Source organism: Streptomyces sp. NPDC048560 (assembly GCF_040650955.1).
In the GTDB taxonomy this organism is placed as follows: domain Bacteria; phylum Actinomycetota; class Actinomycetes; order Streptomycetales; family Streptomycetaceae; genus Streptomyces.
Window position 1 is genome coordinate 1 of record NZ_JBEZIJ010000011.1, and the last position, 19262, is coordinate 19262.

The following is a 19262-nucleotide window of genomic DNA, read 5'->3' on the forward strand; positions in this document are numbered from 1 at the left end:
TACTGCAGGGGGGACCCTGTGGGAGAGTAGGACGCCGCCGAACAATTATTCCGGGAAAGCCCCGTACCGCAAGGTACGGGGCTTTTCTGCGTTCACCTGCTGTTTTCAGCAGTTCCTTTCTGCTGGGTGCCAGGGAGGGGATAGTGCGGCGGGCTCTAGAGCTGGCCTGCGGCCTTGAGCGCGAGGTAGGCGTCGGCCAGTGCGGGTGCAAGCTTCTCGGGGGTGGCATCGACGACCACCACGCCGTGACGCTTCAGCTGATCCGCCGTGCGGCGCCGCTGAGCCTGCGCCTGGGTGCCGGCTGCCGCCTCGTACACCGCGTCCACTGTGCCCCTTGAACGTGTCATCGAAGCGATCCTGGGATCGGCGACCGAGGCCAACAGAACCGTGTGGCGCTTGGTGAGCTGAGGAAGAACCGGGAGCAGGCCGTCCTCGATGGGGGCGGCGTCCAGACCGGTGAGAAGGACGATCAGGGAACGGCGGGGGGCACTCGCCAGTGCGGCTGTGCTGAGCCCGTGGGCGTCCGTCTCCACGAGCTCCGCCTCCAGCGGAGCCATGGCTCTGACGATCGACGACAGGACGTCGCCCGAGGCTGTGCCGCCCTGAACCTGTGCGCGGACACGCCGGTCGTAGGCGAGGAAGTTGACCCGGTCACCGGCACGTGTCGCAAGGGCGGTGAGGAGCAGGGTGGCGTCCATCGCCGCGTCGAGGCGGGGCACGTCACCGACCCGGCCCGCCGATGTGCGGCCGGTGTCCAGCACGATGAGGATGTGGCGGTCCCGCTCGGGACGCCAGGTGCGAACGGCGACGGCCGACTGGCGAGCGGTGGCCCGCCAGTCGATGGAGCGCGTGTCGTCACCTGGGACGTAGGCACGAAGACTGTCGAACTCGGTGCCTTCGCCGCGGGTCAGCACGCTGGTGCGGCCGTCGAGTTCGCGGAGCCGGGCCAGTCGGGAAGGCAGGTGCTTGCGGCTCGTGAACGGCGGAAGCACCCGGACCGTCCAGGGGACTTGATGGTTCCCCTGACGGGCAGCCAGACCGAGAGGCCCGAATGACCGCACAGTCACCTGCTCGGCCAGGCGGTCCCCGCGTCGGGTGGGCCGCAGGAACGTGGTGAGACGTCGGCGTTCACCCGCCGGTACCGTCACCTCGTGCCTCGACGCCGCTTGGTCGGTGCCGGCCGGCCAGCTGCTGGGGGGCCAGGCGTCGCGCAAGTGGGCCCGAAGGCGCCGACGCGAAGGGTTTGTTACGGTCAGTTGCACTTCTGCCGCGTCACCGAGTCGAACAGACGTGTCACCGGATCGGGTGAACTGGAGCGTCCGCACTGGCGCGGCCAGGGCGTAGTCGCACAGAATCGCTAGTGAGAGCGGGGCGTTCACCGCGAGCATTCCTGTCCAGCTCGGGGCCAGGATGCCTACGGGGAGTGACCCCAGGGCAGCCAGAAGTGCGGTTCGTCCGGTGAGGGCCATGGTCACCGCCTCATCGGGGAACAGGGACGTGGGCGAGCACGGCGGTGATGACGGAGTCAGGGGTGACTCCTTCCATCTCCGCCTCGGGCCGCAGTTGGACGCGATGACGGAGTGTGGGAAGCGCCAGGGCTTTTACGTCGTCCGGTATGACGTAATCCCGGCCGGTCAGCCAGGCCCAGGCGCGTGCGGTCGAAAGCAGAGCTGTGGCGCCTCGGGGGGAGGCACCGAGGGCGAGAGAGGGGGACTCGCGTGTGGCACGACAGATGTCGACGACGTAACCGGCGATCTCCGGAGAGACCTTGGTCTTCGCCACGGCCTGTCGGGCGGCTTCCAGATCGGCGGGTGTGGCGACGGGGCGGATGCCCGCTGCTCGCAGGTCCCGGGGATTGAAGCCGTCCGCGTGGCGGGTCAGGACGCTGATCTCGTCCTCACGTGACGGAAGCGGGACCGTCAGTTTCAGCAGGAAACGGTCCAGTTGGGCTTCTGGGAGGGGGTAGGTGCCCTCGTACTCGACCGGGTTCTGGGTCGCTGCGACCAGGAACGGGTCGGGCAGGGGACGCGGGGTTCCGTCGACGGTGACCTGACGTTCTTCCATCGCTTCAAGGAGGGAGGACTGCGTCTTGGGAGGCGTGCGGTTGATCTCGTCGGCGAGCAGCAGGTTCGTGAAGACCGGGCCGGGCTGAAAGGAGAACTCCGCTGTTCGGGCGTCGTAGACGAGGGAGCCCGTGACATCGCTCGGCATGAGGTCCGGGGTGAACTGGACTCGCTTCGTGTCTAGTTCGAGTGACGCGGCCAGTGCGCGGACCAGAAGGGTCTTGGCCACGCCTGGGACGCCTTCCAGGAGGACGTGGCCCCGGCAGAGCAGTGCGACGACGAGCCCGGTGACTGCCGGGTCCTGGCCGACGACGGCCTTGGCGATCTCCGAGCGCAGGGCTTCCAAGGAGGCGCGAGCGCTGTCGGAGTCCATGGGGGCCGCAGGGGTCCAGGCGGCCGCCTCGGGCTCCGTGGACTCGGGGGTCGGGGCGCTCATGAAGTGCGTACCTCTCTTTCGAGGGCGTCGAGTTGGTCGGTCAGCAGGACAAGGGCCGCGTTGTCGGTCGGGGCGGGTCCGAAGAGGAGCGGGTTGAGGTCGCCGCCCCTGCCGGGGACGCGTGCCGAGATCGCGGGGAGAAGGACTTCCGGGGAGTGCGCGTCGCGGGGGGAGACGCCGGCCAAGGGCGCGAGGCGGATACGGGTGGAGGCACGCAGGGAGTCCGCGGCGCGGTCGCGGGCATTGGTCTTGCGGTACAGGCGGGCGCGGCCCTCAGTGGTCTCGGAGGCCTGGATGGCTACGGGCAGCCGTTCGGTGACGAGGGGGCCCAGGCGCCGTGATCGCCAGATGGCGACCAGAACGGCTGCGAAGGCGAGTTGGAGTGTGCCCCACAGCCAGCCGGAGGGGATCAGGTCCATGAAGCTCGCCGAGTCATCAGCGGCGCTGTCCTCCTCGGTGGCCTCGTCTCCACTTCCCCTCTCGCCCTCGTGGGCGGAGGGATCGGACAGCGAAGGGAGGTACCAGACGAGATGCGGTCGGGAACCGAGGAGTTGCAGGGCCAGCGAGGCGTTGCCCTGCTGGGCGAGGCGGTTGTTGTGGAGAAGGGTGGAAGAGCCGAGCAGCACGGTGTCGCCGGCCCGCTGTTCCTGGATGACGAGGAGGGTGGCGAGGCCGTCGCTCGGGTAGCAGGAGGCGGTGGCGAGTGCCCCGGCCGTGTAGCGGATGCCGCCGATCTCCACCGCGCCTGCGTTCCGGGCGGCGGGGAGGTCGCAGCGTGGGGGCCTCGGCCGGACAGGACTGATGGGCTGGGCCCGTACACCGGGAGCCAGTTGATGGAGGGCCAGGTGGCCGGGGGCGAGGAGGACCGTCCGTCCCGCGGCGTCGGCCGCGGCGGTACTGAGCCGGCGCTGTTGATAGGAGGTGAGCAGATTGGGTGCGGTGACCAGGAGCGTCGTGTCCGGGCCGGCTGCGGTGGTGGCCTCGTCGAGTGTGGTGACGACATCGACGGAGACACCGCTCCGCTTGAGGAGTTCCGCGACGGCGCGGCTGCCCTGCGGGTCTGCGGAACGGGGATCGAGGCGGCCGTGGTGGTCGCCGGAGCGCACGGCGGCGAGGGTGATACCCGCGACGATCAGGATCAGCAGGGCGAGCATGAGCCCGCGGGTGCGGTTCCAGACCTGGAGCGGGGTGGGGGAAGCCGAGGTCGGGGAGGTGGCGAGGGCCTTGGTCATGCGTGGGCTCCCGGGACCGGGCTGGTCAGCAAGGGCTTGGCGTCGGCGAGTTCCAGGTCCAGGGCGAGCAGGGTGGCGTATGCCTGCTCGCTGCCTGTTCGGCCGCCGTATGTGACGTCGTCGAAGGTTCGGGCGGCGGCGCGGAGGCGGCCGGCGTACGGAGGAAGGTGGCGGCCTGCTTCGGCGGCGGCCTCGTCCGCGGTGCGGCCGGGGCGCGGGTCGAGCAGGGCGCGTTCCTCCAGGGCCCGGACCACGGCGCGCATCCGCTCCTGGATCGCCTCGGTCCAGCGGCCTGCGGCCGCGTGCGTCTCGGCGGCCGTGCGGTATGCGTCCGCGGTGTGGGCGCCGCTGCCGAAGAGGGGATCGGCCGAGCGGACGGTGCGCTGGGGAGTGCCCAGCCGCCACCAGAGGGCGACGGCCAGGCCGATGACGATCAGTACGACCAGGACGATTCCGAGCGGTCCGCCGGGTGCGCCGCCCGCGACGGTGTCGAAGAGGTTGCCGAGCCATTCCCAGAAGCTGTCGAGGCCGCGCTGGAGAAGGTTCGGATCGTTCTCGTGGTACATCGGCTTGGACAGTTCGTCCTCCGCCGCCTCACGGGCAGGTACCCGTGAGGTGTCCACAGGTATGCCGTCCGCCCCGATGACTCGCCGTACCGATGTGGTGCCCCCCGCCCCCGACACTGCATCAGCTCCTGGGGTTCTCGTAGCCCGGCACGTTCGCGGCACGCGCCAGGTCGAGGTCGAGGGCTTCGCGGCGGATGCGCTGGTCGATGTAGAGCAGTGCCATCACTCCCGCGGTGAAGGGGTAGGTCAGCATCGAGACGATCACCTCGCCGATGCCGGAGACGATGAGGAAGGGCCAGCCGAACTCGGAGGCGCTGCCGTTCATCAGGTCGCCGATCCCGCCACTGTCCATCGCGAGGGCGATGATGGCGAAGGGGACGCCGATGACCAGTGCCACGACGATGACCAGCAGGTAGGTGAGCGCCAGGATGCCGAAGGTGCGCCACCAAGCACCCCTGACCAGCTTCGCGGAGCGGCGCATCGAGGTCAGGATCGACTGCCGTTCCAGCATCAGCGCCGGGGCGGCGAGGGTGAAGCGGACCATCAGCCAGAGGACGACGACCACAGCGGCGGCGAAGCCGAGCAGGGCCAGCATGACTCCGGCGGTGGAGCCGATCAGCAGGCCGGGGAGAAGTCCGACGGCCATGATCGCGGCGCTCATGAGACTGAGAAGGAGTGTCAGTCCGAGCAGCTGAGGGAGCCTGGGACGGGCCTCGGTCCAGGCGTCGGAGAGCGTCGCGCCGCGACCGAGCACCGAGCGGCTGATCACCACGGTGAGCACCGCTGTGGTGATCAGCGTGGCGATCATCGAGATGAGCGTGGACGGGGCGGTGCTGATCAGGGTGGACTGCATGGAGTCCGCGGCCTGGCGCAGAGCCTCGGCGCCGACGGCGTTCGGGTCGACCGATACGGGATCGGGCAGCAGATAGCGCTGGATGAGAATGATCGCCGTCTGCGCGATCACGGCGACGGTGAGACTGACGCCCAGCACGGTGCGCCAGTGGGCGCGCATCGTGGACACCGCGCCGTCGAGGATCTCGCCGATGCTCAGCGGGCGGAGCGGGATGACACCGGGCTTCGCCGCCATGGGCCGGCTGCCCCATCCGGAACCCTGGGGAGCGCCGCCCCAGCCGGGTGCCGGCGGGGGCGCTCCGGGGCCGGCGCCGGTGTTGCCCGGTGGGGACCACTGCCCGGGGGGCGGCTGCGCGGGAGACCACTGGGGTGCAGGGCTGCCGGCGTCCACGGGCTCGGAGGGGCGGGGGATGCCCGTCTCCTGGCCGTCGGAGGGGGCAGATCCGGGCGAGGCCCAGCCCGGAGAGTCGTTCATTCTCGCTCCTTCATGGTCCTGTCCGCTCATCGGGGCGGCAGGTTGGCAGCCATCGTGCCACGCGCCGCTGCGGTGCGGGCCGGGCGCTCTATCTCCTTTGCGCCTTCATTTGTGGACGCCTCACCGGGCAGACTGGGCGGATGGCTGATCAGGACGCGCAATCACCGATGGGCATCGAGCCTCCCGCGCTCTCCGTACTCCGCTGGGACGAGCCTCCGGAAGGTCCCGTGCTGGTCCTTCTCGACCAGACCCGGCTGCCGGTCGAGGAAGTCGAGCTGGTGTGTACGGACGTACCCGCGCTGGTGCGGGCCATCCGGACCCTGGCGGTCCGGGGGGCTCCACTACTGGGTATCGCCGGGGGGTACGGGGTCGCGCTGGCCGCGGCTCGCGGATACGACGTGGCCGAGGCGGCGGAGCTGCTGGAGGGGGCGCGGCCCACCGCCGTGAACCTCGGGTACGGGGTCCGGCGCGTGGCCCAGGAGTACTGGGCTGCCGTCGAGAAGGGCCTGACCGCGGAGCAGGCGGCCGGGGCGGCGCTCGCCGAGGCGCGGGCACTGCACCGGGAGGACGCGGCGGCCAGCGGGCGTATGGCGCGGTTCGGCATGACGCTCCTGGACGAGCTGCTTCCCGGCGGAGGTCACCGCCTCCTCACCCACTGCAACACGGGCGCCCTCGTGTCGGGTGGTGAGGGCACGGCGTTCGCGGTCGCCCTCCACGCGCATCGGGCGGGCCGGCTGAGGCGGCTGTGGGTGGACGAGACACGTCCACTGCTTCAGGGGGCGCGGCTCACGGCTTATGAGGCGGCGCGGAACGGAATGGCGTACAGCTTGCTGACGGACAACGCGGCGGGTTCGCTGTTTGCCGCCGGTGAGGTGGATGCCGTACTCATCGGTGCGGACCGAATCGCCGCGGACGGCTCGGTGGCGAACAAGGTGGGGAGTTACCCGTTGGCGGTGCTCGCCAAGTACCACCACGTTCCGTTCATCGTCGTCGCGCCGATCACGACCGTCGATCTGGACACCGCGGACGGGGAAGCGATCATGGTGGAACAGCGCCCCGGCCGCGAAGTGACGGAGCTCACATCTCCGCACCTGGTGTCACCGGACGGTGAGGCGGGCGGTCTGTCCGTCGCACCGGTGGGGGCCATGGCGTACAACCCCGCTTTCGACATCACGCCGCCGGAACTGGTCACGGCGATCGTCACTGAGGAGGGCGTAATCTCCCCGGTCACAGGGGTCGGACTGGCAGAGCTGTGTGCCAGGTCATCGCAGATAACGATTAGCTAATGGGATGATGTCGTTTATGAAGGGACGCGTCCTTGTCGTCGACGACGACACCGCACTGGCCGAGATGCTCGGGATTGTGCTGCGTGGAGAAGGTTTCGAGCCGTCGTTCGTAGCGGACGGTGACAAGGCACTTGCTGCATTTCGTGAGGCGAAGCCGGACCTGGTTCTGCTGGATCTCATGCTGCCCGGTAGGGACGGCATCGAGGTCTGCAGGCTGATCAGGGCCGAGTCAGGTGTGCCGATCGTCATGCTCACTGCCAAGAGCGACACGGTCGATGTAGTGGTGGGCCTGGAGTCCGGGGCCGACGACTACATCGTCAAGCCGTTCAAACCGAAGGAGTTGGTTGCCCGGATCAGGGCGCGTTTGCGGAGGTCCGAAGAGCCTGCGCCGGAACAGCTTGCCATCGGTGACCTGGTCATCGACGTGGCCGGCCACTCGGTGAAGCGGGAGGGGCAGTCCATCGCGCTGACCCCGCTGGAGTTCGACCTGCTGGTCGCGCTCGCCCGTAAGCCGTGGCAGGTCTTCACCCGCGAGGTGCTGCTCGAGCAGGTGTGGGGATACCGCCACGCCGCCGACACCCGTCTCGTGAACGTTCATGTCCAGCGGCTCCGCTCCAAGGTCGAGAAGGACCCGGAGCGGCCGGAAATCGTGGTGACCGTCCGAGGTGTCGGTTACAAGGCCGGACCGAGCTGACATGACCCTGGGCAGCACTGCTCCGAAGCCCGGGGAGCCGGGAGTCCGTACGGAGCGGGCTGCCGGCCAGGGACGGAAGTTCTCTCGTATGGGCCGTGTACTGCAGGGCGGCCCTGTACCCCGTCTGCTGATGCGGTGGGTGCGGCGTCCGCTGCTCCCCGCCGTGCGGCTGTGGCGACGCAATCTGCAGCTGCGGGTCGTCGCCGGCACGCTGCTGATGTCCATCGGCGTGGTGCTGCTGCTGGGCTTCGTCGTGATGGGCCAGGTCCGCAACGGCCTGCTCGACGCGAAGAGCGGGGCTGCCCAGACGCAGGCCGCCGGTGGCTTCGCCGCCGCCCAGGAGAAGGCGAACGAGCCGCTCGCCCCGGGCGACCGGGGCCAGGACGGTGCCGACGGCGTCACTGCCAACACGTCCTGGCGCACCGAGCTCGTCGACCAGCTCGCCAGCGGCGGCACCAACGCCTTCAACGTGGTCGCCCTCAGCGCCGAATCCGGCGCGGGAGGCGTGACCAGCCGTGCCCCGCGCGGCTCGGGCAGCGTCGACGCGGCGAGCGTTCCGCAACGGCTGCGGGACGACGTGAACAAGGGGCCCGGCGCCTTCCAGACCTACTCCCTGATCCGCTACTCGTACGGCAAGGAGTCGCAGTCCGGGCTGGTCGTGGGCAAGCGGCTCTACGACATCGACCACAATCCGTACGAGCTGTACTACCTCTTCCCGCTGACGCAGGAGGAGAAGTCCCTGAGCCTGGTCATGACGACCCTGGCGACTGCCGGGCTGTTCGTCGTGGTGCTCCTCGGGGCGATCGCCTGGTTCGTGGTGCGGCAGGTCGTCACGCCCGTACGCATGGCGGCCGGCATCGCCGAGCGGCTCTCCGCCGGCAGACTCCAGGAACGCATGAAGGTCACCGGCGAGGACGACATCGCCAGGCTCGGTGAAGCCTTCAACAAGATGGCTCAGAGCCTCCAGCTGAAGATCCAGCAGCTGGAAGAGCTCTCCCGTATGCAGCGGCGCTTCGTCTCGGACGTCTCGCACGAACTGCGTACCCCGCTCACCACTGTGCGGATGGCAGCCGATGTCATCCATGAGGCGCGCGCCGACTTCGACCCCATCACCGCGCGCTCCGCCGAACTGCTCGGGGACCAGCTCGACCGGTTCGAGTCGCTGCTCTCCGATCTGCTGGAGATCAGCCGGTTCGACGCGGGCGCAGCGGCGCTGGAAGCCGAACCGATAGATCTCCGTGCGGTCGTACGGCGGGTGATCGGCGGTGCCGAGCCGCTGGCCGAGCGCAAGGGCACCCGGATCCGGGTGGTCGGCGACGAGCAGCCGGTGATCGCGGAGGCCGACGCCCGCCGTGTCGAGCGGGTGCTGCGCAACCTCGTGGTCAACGCCGTCGAGCACGGCGAGGGCCGGGATGTCGTCGTACGGCTCGGAGTGGCCCAGGGCGCGGTCGCCGTGGCGGTCCGCGACTACGGCGTGGGGCTCAAGCCCGGCGAGGCGACCCGGGTCTTCAACCGTTTCTGGCGGGCCGACCCGGCTCGCGCCCGTACGACCGGCGGTACCGGTCTCGGTCTCTCGATCGCCGTCGAGGACGCCCGGCTGCACGGCGGCTGGCTCCAGGCATGGGGAGAGCCCGGCGGCGGTTCGCAGTTCCGGCTCACCCTGCCGCGTACGGCGGACGAGCCCCTGCGGGGTTCACCGATACCGCTGGAGCCGGAGGACTCGCGGCGCAACCGGGAGAACCGGGAGCGCGCCGAGGCCAGCCCGGTGACCGTGAGCGATCACCGGTTGATGGCCGTACCGAACCAGCCGGGTTCCACGGACCGTTCGCAGCTGGCCGTACCCGCGCGTGTCCCCATGGCACCGCGCACGGCGCCGGCATCCGTACATCCCGCCGCGCTGCCGGGCAACGGCGCTCGTGTGGTGGCGCGTCAGGCCGGGGAACGGCCTGGCGGCGGTGCCGACTATGAAGCGCAGAACCCGGACCGGGAGGACACGACTCGTGGACATTGACCGTCTGCAGGGCGGCCATGGACGCGCGGTGCGGCTGTCCGCGCTGCTCTCCTGCGGCGTGGTGGTGCTGGCCGGATGCGCCTCCATGCCGGTCACCGGGGATGTGAAGCCGGTCGATGCATCGCAGCCGGGCGACTCCCAGGTGCAGGTGTACGCGGTGCCGCCCCGGGAAGGCGCCACCCCGATCGAGGTGCTCGACGGCTTCCTGGAGTCGATGACCAGCGACGATCCCAACTTCATGACGACCCGTAAGTACCTGACCGAGGAAGCGGCCCGCACCTGGAAGCCGAGCGCGGGCACCACGGTGCTCGCCAAGGCGCCCAACCGGAACGGCCCCATGCTGAGCGGCAAGGACCGCAAGGGCACGGAGGGTGCCTACACGCTGACCGGCAAGCAGGTCGCCGCGGTGGACGCACAGAGTTCCTACCAGCCGCTGGCGCCCACCGACTACTCCCAGACCCTTCACCTGGTGCAGGAGAAGGGTGCCGACGGCAGGCGGGAGTGGCGCATCGACATCGTGCCGGACGGCCTGGTGCTCGGGCAGTCCGACTTCAGGCGGCTCTACCGGTCCGTCAACAAGTACTACTTCGCGACGGGGCGGACCAACGGCCGGTCCGCACTGGTCGCGGACCCCGTGTACGTACGGAACCGGACGGACCCCGTCACCCGGATGGACACCGCCACACAGACGGTCCGGGCCCTGCTCGGGGGACCGACGAACTGGCTGCGGCCCGTGGCCGATTCCCGCTTCCCCAGCGGTACGGCGCTGAAGAAGGGCGTCACCTCCCTGGCGCCCGACGATCAGAACGTCCTGAAGGTGCCGCTCAACGCGAAGGCGGACAAGGTCGGCCGGACGGCCTGCCGGATGATGGCCGCTCAGGTCTTCTTCACCCTGCGGGACCTGACGTCCGCGCGGGTGGAACAGGTGGAGCTGCGGAGCGACCGGGGTCAGCTGTGTTCGCTGGGTTCGGACGAGGCGGTGGAGTTCGCGGCCGACAGCGGTTCCGGCGCACCGGACAGCCAGTACTTCGTCGATGCCAAGGGGCATGTCGAGCGGATACCCGGGAACAGCAAGGGCACCGGCATTCCGGGGCCCGTGACGGGCCCGCTCGGCGGCGGGACGGTGCCGATGAGCGCGGTCGGAGTGAGCCGTGACGAGCAGGTGGCGGCAGGTGTCTCCGCGAACCGTCAGCACCTCTACGTCTCCTCCCTCGTCGCGGACGGCGAGCTCGGCGAGCCCGTGGTGACCAGTGGGGCGGGCAAGCCCCAGGACCGGCTCTCGGCTCCCAGCTGGGACGGGCGGGGTGACCTCTGGGTGGCCGACAGGGACCCGGCCGGCCCAAGGCTGCTGCGTCTGGTCGGCGGCAAGGGCACGCCTCAGGAGGTCAGCGTGCCGGGCCTGGACGGCGGACGGATCGAGGCCCTGCGGATGTCGGCCGACGGGGTGCGGATCGCGCTGCTCCTGTCGAAGGACGGGCACACCACGCTCAAGATCGGGCGGGTGGAGCGTCAGGGTTCGGAGGAGCGGCCGACAGTATCCGTCGAGGACTTGCGTCAGGCCGCGCCCCAGCTCACGGACGTGTCGGCGCTCTCCTGGTCCGGCCGCAGCCGCCTCGTCGTGGTCGGCAAGGAGGAGGGCGGTGTGCAGCAGGTGCGCTACGTGCAGGCGGACGGTTCGACCTCGTCCTCCGGCTCGGGTGTGCTGCCCGGTGTCAACCAGGTGACGGCGGTCGCGGCCGCGGATGACGAGCAGCTTCCCCTCATGGCGGAGACCGAGGACGACGGAATCGTGAAGCTGTCGCCGGGCGACAACTGGCAGACGGTGCTCAAGGCGGGTTCCTCCCTGGTCTACCCGGGCTGAGGCGCCGGAGTTTTCCACAGGGGTGGCCGGGATCCGGCCACCCCTGCAGAGTGTCGGGATGCGGGGATGGTGGCGGGAATTCACCGGACTGGTCCTGCCGGTCGCCTGCGGTGGCTGCGGCAGACCGCGTACCGAAGTCTGCGCCGGGTGCCGGGCCGCGCTGCTCGGTGCGGCGCCGCGCCGGGTGAGACCCGCCCCTGAGCCCGCCGGCCTGCCGGAGGTGCGTGCCGCGGCTCCCTACGAGAACGCGGTGCGAGCGCTTCTGCTGGCCCATAAGGAGCGAGGTGCACTAGGGCTCGTCGGGGTGCTCGGGAGCGCTCTGGCGGGTGCTGTACAGGCCGGGGCGGGGCCCGGGCGCGAGGCGGGCCCTCTTCTGCTCGTCCCGGTGCCCTCCGCACGGCGTTCCACGGCCGCGCGGGGCCACGATCCGGCGCGGCGCGTCGCCCTTGCCGCGGCGGCGGAGCTGCGGCGTACGGGGATGCCCGCAGGCGTGCTCGCGGTGCTGCGGCAGCGGCGCGTGGTGGCGGACCAGTCGGGGCTCGCGGCCGGGCAGCGGCGGGCGAATCTGGCAGGGGCGCTCGAAGTGGTGTGCGGCGCCGGTCGGCTTCTCGCCGGGGCCCGGGTGGTGCTGGTCGACGACCTCATGACGACCGGAGCTTCGTTGGCCGAGGCTGCGCGCGCCGTCAGGGCAGGCGCCCTGGCGGATGCCGGTGCAGGCTGGAAGAACACAGGGGAGCAGACCCTGCGAGCAGCGGTTGTCTCAGCCTCTCCGTCCGCTTTCGAAATAAACCGGAACTGACGCATAACTTGCATCGTTGCAGGTAGTGGGTAAGCAGTTGAACCTGAACGGAGGTACGTGCCGGTAGCGGGTGCCGATACCCGGCCGAGCAGGCTATGTTCGGTTGTGAGGAGTGGTGAATGCCAGACCTCGACGAATGCACCACCAGGTTTCGGGCAGGTAAGTCATCGGTAGTGCAGAAGCGCTGAAGCCGGTGGGGTGAAGACCGTGCCGGCGGGGGAGGAGGGGGTGAAAGCCACCGAGTCCGAGGCTCCGGCCAAGACCGGAGCTTGGTGCAAAAGGGAAATGCTCCGCCGTCGAAGCGGAGCGATCCGGGAACGGAGTTCTGCGTGGACATCGTCGTCAAGGGCCGCAAGACCGAGGTGCCCGAGCGGTTCCGCAAGCACGTGGCCGAGAAGTTGAAGCTGGACAAGATCCAGAATTTCGACGGCAAGGTGATCAGCCTGGACGTCGAGGTGTCCAAGGAGCCGAATCCCCGTCAGGCCGACCGTTCCGACCGGGTGGAGATCACGCTCCGCTCCCGCGGGCCTGTCATCAGGGCGGAAGCGGCCGCGGGTGACCCGTATGCGGCGCTGGACCTGGCCACCGGCAAGCTGGAGGCGCGGCTGCGCAAGCAGCACGACAAGCGCTACAGCCGCCGCGGTGCCGGCCGGACGTCGGCTGCCGAGGTCGGAGAGACGGTGCCGGGCGCCGCGTCGTTCAACGGGAACGGCGAACTGATCGCCGACGAGACGTCGACGAGCGGTGTGCCCACCACCAGGATCGGCTCGCTCGAGGTACAGGGCGAAGGACCGCTGGTGATGCGCGAGAAGACGCACGTCGCGGCACCCATGGCGCTCGACCAGGCGCTGTACGAGATGGAGCTGGTCGGGCACGACTTCTACTTGTTCGTCGACTCGGAGAGCAAGGAACCCAGTGTCGTCTACCGGCGGCATGCCTACGACTACGGTGTCATCCGCCTGGTGACGGACCCGCTCGCCGCTGATGAAGCAGGCGGCGCGGGCGGTGCGCTCGGCGGCTGACGTCACCGACTCGTGGTGCCCCTGGAGCGCCTGTGCGCCCCCAGGGGCACCCGCGTGCGACAACTGGATCACCGCTCCGGCGCCCAGGCATGAAAGCATGGCGTCCCAGGCCAATGGGGGCTCCGTAAGCTGCTGTTGGCGGACAGCTTGTGGACGACAGGCCGTGGCCTTCAGGGGGAGGAACGATGGCGAACACCTTCGGGCCCGTGCGCGACGCGAATGACGCCCACGACGCCACCGGCAGGTATTCCGGTGCGGACGCGGACGACGGCAGCGGTTCCCGCAAGGAGCCCATCCGGGTTCTCGTGGTCGATGATCACGCGCTCTTCCGCAGAGGTCTGGAGATCGTCCTCGCCCAGGAGGAGGACATCCAGGTGGTCGGCGAGGCCGGTGACGGGGCGGAAGCCGTGGACAAGGCCGCCGACCTGCTGCCCGACATCGTGCTGATGGATGTTCGGATGCCCAAGCGCGGTGGAATCGAGGCGTGCACCTCCATCAAGGAGGTGGCCCCCAGCGCGAAGATCATCATGTTGACGATCAGCGACGAGGAGGCCGACCTCTACGACGCGATCAAGGCGGGTGCGACCGGATATCTCCTCAAGGAGATCTCCACCGACGAGGTGGCGACGGCGATTCGCGCGGTGGCCGACGGCCAGTCCCAGATCAGCCCGTCGATGGCGTCGAAACTCCTGACCGAGTTCAAGTCGATGATCCAGCGCACCGATGAGCGCAGGCTCGTCCCCGCGCCACGGCTCACGGAACGCGAGCTGGAGGTCCTCAAACTCGTTGCAACGGGCATGAACAATCGCGATATCGCGAAGGAGCTGTTCATTTCCGAGAACACGGTGAAGAACCACGTCCGCAATATTCTGGAGAAGCTGCAGCTCCACTCCCGGATGGAAGCCGTGGTCTATGCCATGCGGGAGAAGATCCTCGAGATCCGGTAGACCCGGTACGGGGCCAAGGGCTGCCCCGTAGGGAATCGGCTCAGGCGAGAGCGCGGGCGATTTCCGCCATGAGTGGCTCGCGAAGATCCGGGGCCTCGACCCGCTCCAGCCGGACGTTCGTGCAGCCGACCCAGGACGCCGCTTCCACCAGGGCCTCCGCCATGGGTGTCACGGCCTTCCGGCCCAGGAGCGACACCTGCCGGGCGACCAGCGTGGCCCCTTCACGGGCGGGGTCCACGCGGCCCTGGAGCCTGCCCCCGGCCAGCAACGGCATCGCGAAGTACCCATGGACCCGCTTCGGCTTCGGGACGTATGCCTCCAGGCGGTGGGTGAAGCCGAAGATCCGCTCGGTGCGTGCCCGTTCCCAGATCAGTGAGTCGAAGGGCGAGAGCAGCGTCGTACGGTGCCGTCCGCGCGGCTCCGACGCCAGGGCCTCCGGGTCGGCCCATGCCTGTTTGGCCCAGCCCTCCACCGACACCGGCACCAGACCCGAGTCCGCCACCACGGCGTCGAACTGTTCGCCCTTGAGCCGGTGGTAGTCGGCGATGTCGGTCCGGGTGCCGATCCCCAGCGACCGGCCCGCCAGGGCGACCAGCCGGCGGTGGCACTCGGCGTCGTCCAGGTCGTCGTGGAGGACGGCGTCCGGGATGGCACGCTCGGCCAGGTCGTAGACGCGCTTCCAGCCGCGCCGCTCCGTGCAGACCACTTCGCCGTACATCAGCGCACGCTCGACGGCCACCTTCGATGCCGACCAGTCCCACCACTCGCCGCCGTTCTTCGCGCCGCCGAGCTCCGTGGCGGTCAGCGGGCCCTCGGTGCGCAGCTGCTTGATCACCGTCTCGTACGCCCCGTCGGGCAGTGCTTGGGGCCAGTCCGGGCGGGAGCGGTAGGCGCGGCGCCGGAAGGCGAAGTGGGGCCACTCCTCGACCGGCAGGATGCAGGCGGCGTGCGACCAGTACTCGAAGGAGCGCCCGCCCGACCAGTACGCCTCCTCGACGGTGCGACGGTCGACGGGGCCGAGGCGGGCGTACGGAACGAGCTCGTGGGATCTGGCGAGCACCGAGATGGTGTCGAGCTGGACGGCTCCCAGGTGGCGCAGCACGCCCGGCACGCCGGCCCGGCGGTCCGGGGCGCCGAGGAAACCCTGTGCCCGCAGGGCGATGCGGCGGGCCTGGTCGGCGGAGAGTTCCACGGTGGGAAGCGGCACGGGCGTCATGCACTGAACCCTAGAGCGGGGCACTGACAACCGGGCCCGGAGCGTGGAGCCTCCCGTGACCGTCGGTCAGCGGCCCGCGGGCACGTACGGGGCGCTGCCGGGCAGTCCCAGGTCGGAGGGCAGCAGGGCGCCCACCCAGACATCGCGGCGCACTCCCTTGTTGAGCAGCGCCGACCGCTGTTCGCCCTCCATCCGGAAGCCGGCCCGCTGGGCGACCGACCGCGACGGGGTGTTGCCGACCTCCGCGCGCCACTCCAGCCGGTCCGCGCCGAGCGAGGTGAACGACCAGTGGGCGGACGCGAGCACCGCCTCCGTCATGAAGCCGCGGCCCCGGTGCTCCTTGCCGGTCCAGAACCCCACTTCGTACGTGCCGGGCAGGGCGCGGTGGTTGACGCCGAGGGCGCCGACGAGTGCGCCGCCGTCCCGGCGCACCACCGCGAAGTTGTACATCGAGTCGTCCAGCCAGCCCCTGGGGGACAGCGCGGCCGTGAAGATCTCCGCATCGGCCCGCGAGTACGGGGAGGGGACCACGGTCCACCGCTGGATGTCATGGTCCTGGCATGCCGCGTGCACACCGTCCGCGTCGTCCGGTGTGAAGGGGCGCAGGATGAGGCGCTCGGTGGTGAGAGTGATCGGCTCCATGGGGAGATTGTGGTGAGGGAAGGCTTCTCGTGCGAGCACTTTTGCCGCTTCCCGGCACCTTCGAGCCCTTCCGTCCGTTGTCCTGGAAGGGTGCGGCGAGGTCCACGCGGCAGCAGCCCTCCCGACGCGGTGGGGTCCTCGCTTACGATGGCCGTTGCGGTGGGGCCCACCTGCCGTGCCCGCGCCAGAGTCCATTACACGACCCAGTGCCAGGCCCGACCGGCAAGGAGACCAGCCTCAGTGTCCGTCTTCAACAAGCTCATGCGTGCAGGCGAAGGCAAGATCCTGCGCAAACTGCACCGCATCGCGGACCAGGTCAGCTCCATCGAAGAGGACTTCGTCAACCTCTCCGACGCCGAGCTGCGGGCGCTCACCGACGAGTACAAGGAACGGTACGCGGACGGCGAGAGCCTGGACGACCTGCTTCCCGAAGCGTTCGCGACCGTCCGCGAGGCGGCCAAGCGCGTCCTCGGACAGCGCCACTACGACGTTCAGATGATGGGCGGCGCCGCCCTGCACCTCGGGTACGTCGCCGAGATGAAGACCGGTGAGGGCAAGACCCTCGTCGGCACCCTGCCCGCGTATCTCAACGCGCTCTCCGGCAAGGGCGTGCACCTGATCACGGTCAATGACTACCTGGCCGAGCGTGACTCTGAGATGATGGGCCGGGTCCACAAGTTCCTGGGCCTGTCCGTCGGCTGCATCGTCGCCAACATGACTCCGGCCCAGCGCCGTGAGCAGTACGGCTGCGACATCACGTACGGCACCAACAACGAGTTCGGCTTCGACTACCTCCGCGACAACATGGCGTGGAGCCAGGACGAGCTCGTCCAGCGCGGCCACAACTTCGCCATCGTCGACGAGGTCGACTCGATCCTGGTCGACGAGGCCCGTACGCCGCTGATCATCTCCGGCCCGGCCGACCAGGCCACCAAGTGGTACGGCGACTTCGCCAAGCTGGTGACGCGCCTCACCAAGGGTGAGGCGGGCAACCCGCTGAAGGGCATCGAGGAGACCGGCGACTACGAGGTCGACGAGAAGAAGCGCACCGTGGCGATCCATGAGCCCGGTGTCGCGAAGGTCGAGGACTGGCTCGGTATCGACAACCTCTACGAGTCGGTGAACACGCCGCTCGTCGGGTACCTCAACAACGCGATCAAGGCCAAGGAACTCTTCAAGAAGGACAAGGACTACGTCGTCGTCGACGGCGAGGTCATGATCGTCGACGAGCACACCGGCCGTATGCTCGCCGGCCGCCGTTACAACGAGGGCATGCACCAGGCCATCGAGGCGAAGGAAGGGGTGGACATCAAGGACGAGAACCAGACGCTCGCCACGATCACCCTCCAGAACTTCTTCCGCCTCTACGGCAAGCTCTCCGGCATGACCGGTACGGCGATGACCGAGGCCGCCGAGTTCCACCAGATCTACAAGCTCGGCGTCGTGCCGATCCCGACGAACCGGCCGATGGTCCGGGCCGACCAGTCGGACCTGATCTACCGCACCGAGGTCGCCAAGTTCGCCGCCGTCGTCGACGACATCGCCGAGAAGCACGAGAAGGGCCAGCCGATCCTGGTCGGCACCACCTCGGTCGAGAAGTCCGAGTACCTCTCGCAGCAGCTCTCCAAGCGCGGGGTCCAGCACGAGGTGCTCAACGCCAAGCAGCACGACCGTGAGGCGTCGATCGTCGCCCAGGCCGGCCGCAAGGGCGCGGTCACGGTCGCGACGAACATGGCCGGCCGAGGCACCGACATCAAGCTCGGCGGCAACCCGGACGACCTCGCCGAGGCGGAGCTGCGTCAGCGCGGGCTCGACCCGGTCGAGCACGTCGAGGAGTGGGCGGCGGCGCTGCCCGCCGCGCTGGAGAAGGCCGAGCTCGCGGTGAAGGCCGAGTTCGAAGAGGTCAAGGACCTCGGCGGGCTGTACGTGCTCGGTACGGAGCGGCACGAGTCGCGGCGTATCGACAACCAGCTGCGCGGTCGTTCCGGCCGTCAGGGCGACCCGGGCGAGTCCCGTTTCTACCTGTCGCTCGGCGACGACCTGATGCGGCTGTTCAAGGCGCAGATGGTCGAGCGTGTGATGTCGATGGCCAACGTGCCGGACGACGTGCCGATCGAGAACAAGATGGTGACGCGCGCGATCGCGTCGGCCCAGTCGCAGGTCGAGCAGCAGAACTTCGAGACGCGTAAGAACGTCCTGAAGTACGACGAGGTGCTCAACCGGCAGCGTGAGGTCATCTACGGCGAGCGCCGCCGCGTCCTGGAGGGTGAGGACCTGCAGGAGCAGATCCGTCACTTCACCGACGACACGATCGACGACTACATCCGCCAGGAGACCGCGGAGGGCTTCGCCGAGGAGTGGGACCTGGACCGGCTGTGGGGCGCTTTCAAGCAGCTCTACCCCGTGAAGGTCACGGTCGAGGAGCTCGAGGAGGCCGCCGGCGATCTGGCCGGGGTCACCGCGGAGTTCATCGCCCAGTCCGTCAAGGACGACATCCACGAGCAGTACGAGGAGCGGGAGAAGTCCCTCGGCTCCGACATCATGCGCGAGCTCGAGCGTCGCGTGGTGCTGTCCGTCCTGGACCGCAAGTGGCGTGAGCACCTCTACGAGATGGACTATCTCCAGGAGGGCATCGGCCTGCGGGCCATGGCGCAGAAGGACCCGCTGGTCGAGTACCAGCGCGAGGGTTTCGACATGTTCAACGCCATGATGGAGGGCATCAAGGAGGAGTCCGTCGGCTACCTGTTCAACCTGGAGGTCCAGGTCGAGCAGCAGGTCGAGGAGGTCCCGGTGCGGGACGCTGCCGAGCGGCCCTCGCTCGCCAAGGAGGGCGCGCCCGCCGCGGCGGTCTCCCGTCCGGAGATCCGTGCCAAGGGCCTGGACGCGCCGCAGCGGCCCGACCGTCTGCACTTCTCCGCCCCCACGGTGGACGGGGAGGGCGGTGTCGTCGAGGGCGACTTCACCAATGGCGACAGTGCTCGCTCGGAGTCGGACGGTATGACGCGTGCCGAGCGCCGCAAGGCGCAGAAGGGCGGCAGCACCAGTGGTGGTGGTGGCGGCCGTCGTCGCAAGAAGTAGTACGTGGCGTTGAGGGCGCGGCGGTACTGACGTATCGCCGCCGCCCGCCGGACGGCCGGGGACGGGCACCTTCTGGGTGTCC

15 protein-coding genes are annotated in these 19262 nt (G+C 69.4%); 8 read left to right on the forward strand and 7 right to left on the reverse strand.

All coding sequences use genetic code 11. The features are described 5' to 3' along the window. Positions 1-155 precede the first annotated feature (155 nt). From AB0C82_RS27110 to AB0C82_RS27130, 5 genes are read right to left on the reverse strand one after another with little or no spacing between them, the layout of a single operon-like run. A complete protein-coding gene (locus tag AB0C82_RS27110) occupies positions 156-1469 on the reverse strand; it encodes a DUF58 domain-containing protein (RefSeq protein WP_362846679.1) in 1314 nt (437 codons plus the stop codon). Between the two features lie 10 nt (positions 1470-1479). Beyond that, positions 1480-2499, reverse strand: a complete 1020-nt coding sequence (locus AB0C82_RS27115; RefSeq protein WP_362846681.1) for a MoxR family ATPase — start codon at positions 2497-2499, stop codon at positions 1480-1482. Next, entirely contained in the window at positions 2496-3731 is a 1236-nt protein-coding gene (locus tag AB0C82_RS27120) for a DUF4350 domain-containing protein (RefSeq protein ID WP_362846683.1), read from the reverse strand. Before AB0C82_RS27120 ends, AB0C82_RS27115 begins: the two co-directional genes overlap by 4 nt. After that, on the reverse strand, positions 3728-4414 hold the full coding sequence (locus tag AB0C82_RS27125) for a DUF4129 domain-containing protein (RefSeq protein ID WP_362846685.1): 687 nt from the start codon (positions 4412-4414) through the stop codon (positions 3728-3730). The genes AB0C82_RS27120 and AB0C82_RS27125 overlap by 4 nt, the downstream gene beginning before the upstream one ends. 4 nt (positions 4415-4418) lie before the next feature. Then, a complete protein-coding gene (locus tag AB0C82_RS27130) occupies positions 4419-5624 on the reverse strand; it encodes a glycerophosphoryl diester phosphodiesterase membrane domain-containing protein (RefSeq protein WP_362846687.1) in 1206 nt (401 codons plus the stop codon). A gap of 140 nt (positions 5625-5764) precedes the next feature. Between AB0C82_RS27130 and mtnA the strand changes: the two genes are divergently transcribed. The 7 genes from mtnA to AB0C82_RS27165 all read left to right on the forward strand — a co-directional run bounded on the left by mtnA (position 5765) and on the right by AB0C82_RS27165 (position 14244). Beyond that, on the forward strand, positions 5765-6910 hold the full coding sequence (gene mtnA, locus AB0C82_RS27135; protein WP_362846689.1) for an S-methyl-5-thioribose-1-phosphate isomerase: 1146 nt from the start codon (positions 5765-5767) through the stop codon (positions 6908-6910). 4 nt (positions 6911-6914) lie between these two features. Next, positions 6915-7604, forward strand: a complete 690-nt coding sequence (gene mtrA / locus AB0C82_RS27140) for a two-component system response regulator MtrA (RefSeq protein WP_187281934.1) — start codon at positions 6915-6917, stop codon at positions 7602-7604. A 1-nt stretch (position 7605) separates the two neighbouring features. Next, a complete protein-coding gene (gene mtrB / locus AB0C82_RS27145) occupies positions 7606-9615 on the forward strand; it encodes an MtrAB system histidine kinase MtrB (RefSeq protein WP_362846692.1) in 2010 nt (669 codons plus the stop codon). A 28-nt stretch (positions 9616-9643) separates the two neighbouring features. After that, on the forward strand, positions 9644-11476 hold the full coding sequence (locus AB0C82_RS27150; protein WP_362847209.1) for an LpqB family beta-propeller domain-containing protein: 1833 nt from the start codon (positions 9644-9646) through the stop codon (positions 11474-11476). A 58-nt stretch (positions 11477-11534) separates the two neighbouring features. Then, entirely contained in the window at positions 11535-12275 is a 741-nt protein-coding gene (locus AB0C82_RS27155) for a ComF family protein (protein WP_362846694.1), read from the forward strand. Positions 12276-12604: 329 nt separating this feature from the next. Then, complete coding sequence (raiA, locus tag AB0C82_RS27160; protein WP_362846696.1) at positions 12605-13297, forward strand: ribosome-associated translation inhibitor RaiA; 693 nt, start codon at positions 12605-12607, stop codon at positions 13295-13297. 185 nt (positions 13298-13482) lie between these two features. Beyond that, positions 13483-14244 (forward strand): response regulator transcription factor, encoded by a 762-nt coding sequence (locus tag AB0C82_RS27165; RefSeq protein ID WP_362846698.1) that lies wholly within the window; start codon positions 13483-13485, stop codon positions 14242-14244. A 40-nt stretch (positions 14245-14284) separates the two neighbouring features. Here the strand turns inward: AB0C82_RS27165 and AB0C82_RS27170 are convergent, their stop codons facing one another. Further along, entirely contained in the window at positions 14285-15460 is a 1176-nt protein-coding gene (locus AB0C82_RS27170) for a crosslink repair DNA glycosylase YcaQ family protein (protein ID WP_362846700.1), read from the reverse strand. 66 nt (positions 15461-15526) lie between these two features. Then, positions 15527-16102 carry a GNAT family N-acetyltransferase gene (locus AB0C82_RS27175; protein ID WP_362846702.1) on the reverse strand — a complete coding sequence of 192 codons (576 nt, stop codon included), beginning with the start codon at positions 16100-16102 and terminating at the stop codon, positions 15527-15529. Positions 16103-16342: 240 nt separating this feature from the next. Here AB0C82_RS27175 and secA point away from each other — a divergent pair, with 240 nt between their 5' ends. Continuing rightward, positions 16343-19180 carry a preprotein translocase subunit SecA gene (gene secA, locus AB0C82_RS27180; RefSeq protein WP_362846704.1) on the forward strand — a complete coding sequence of 946 codons (2838 nt, stop codon included), beginning with the start codon at positions 16343-16345 and terminating at the stop codon, positions 19178-19180. The last annotated feature ends 82 nt before the right edge of the window (positions 19181-19262 follow it).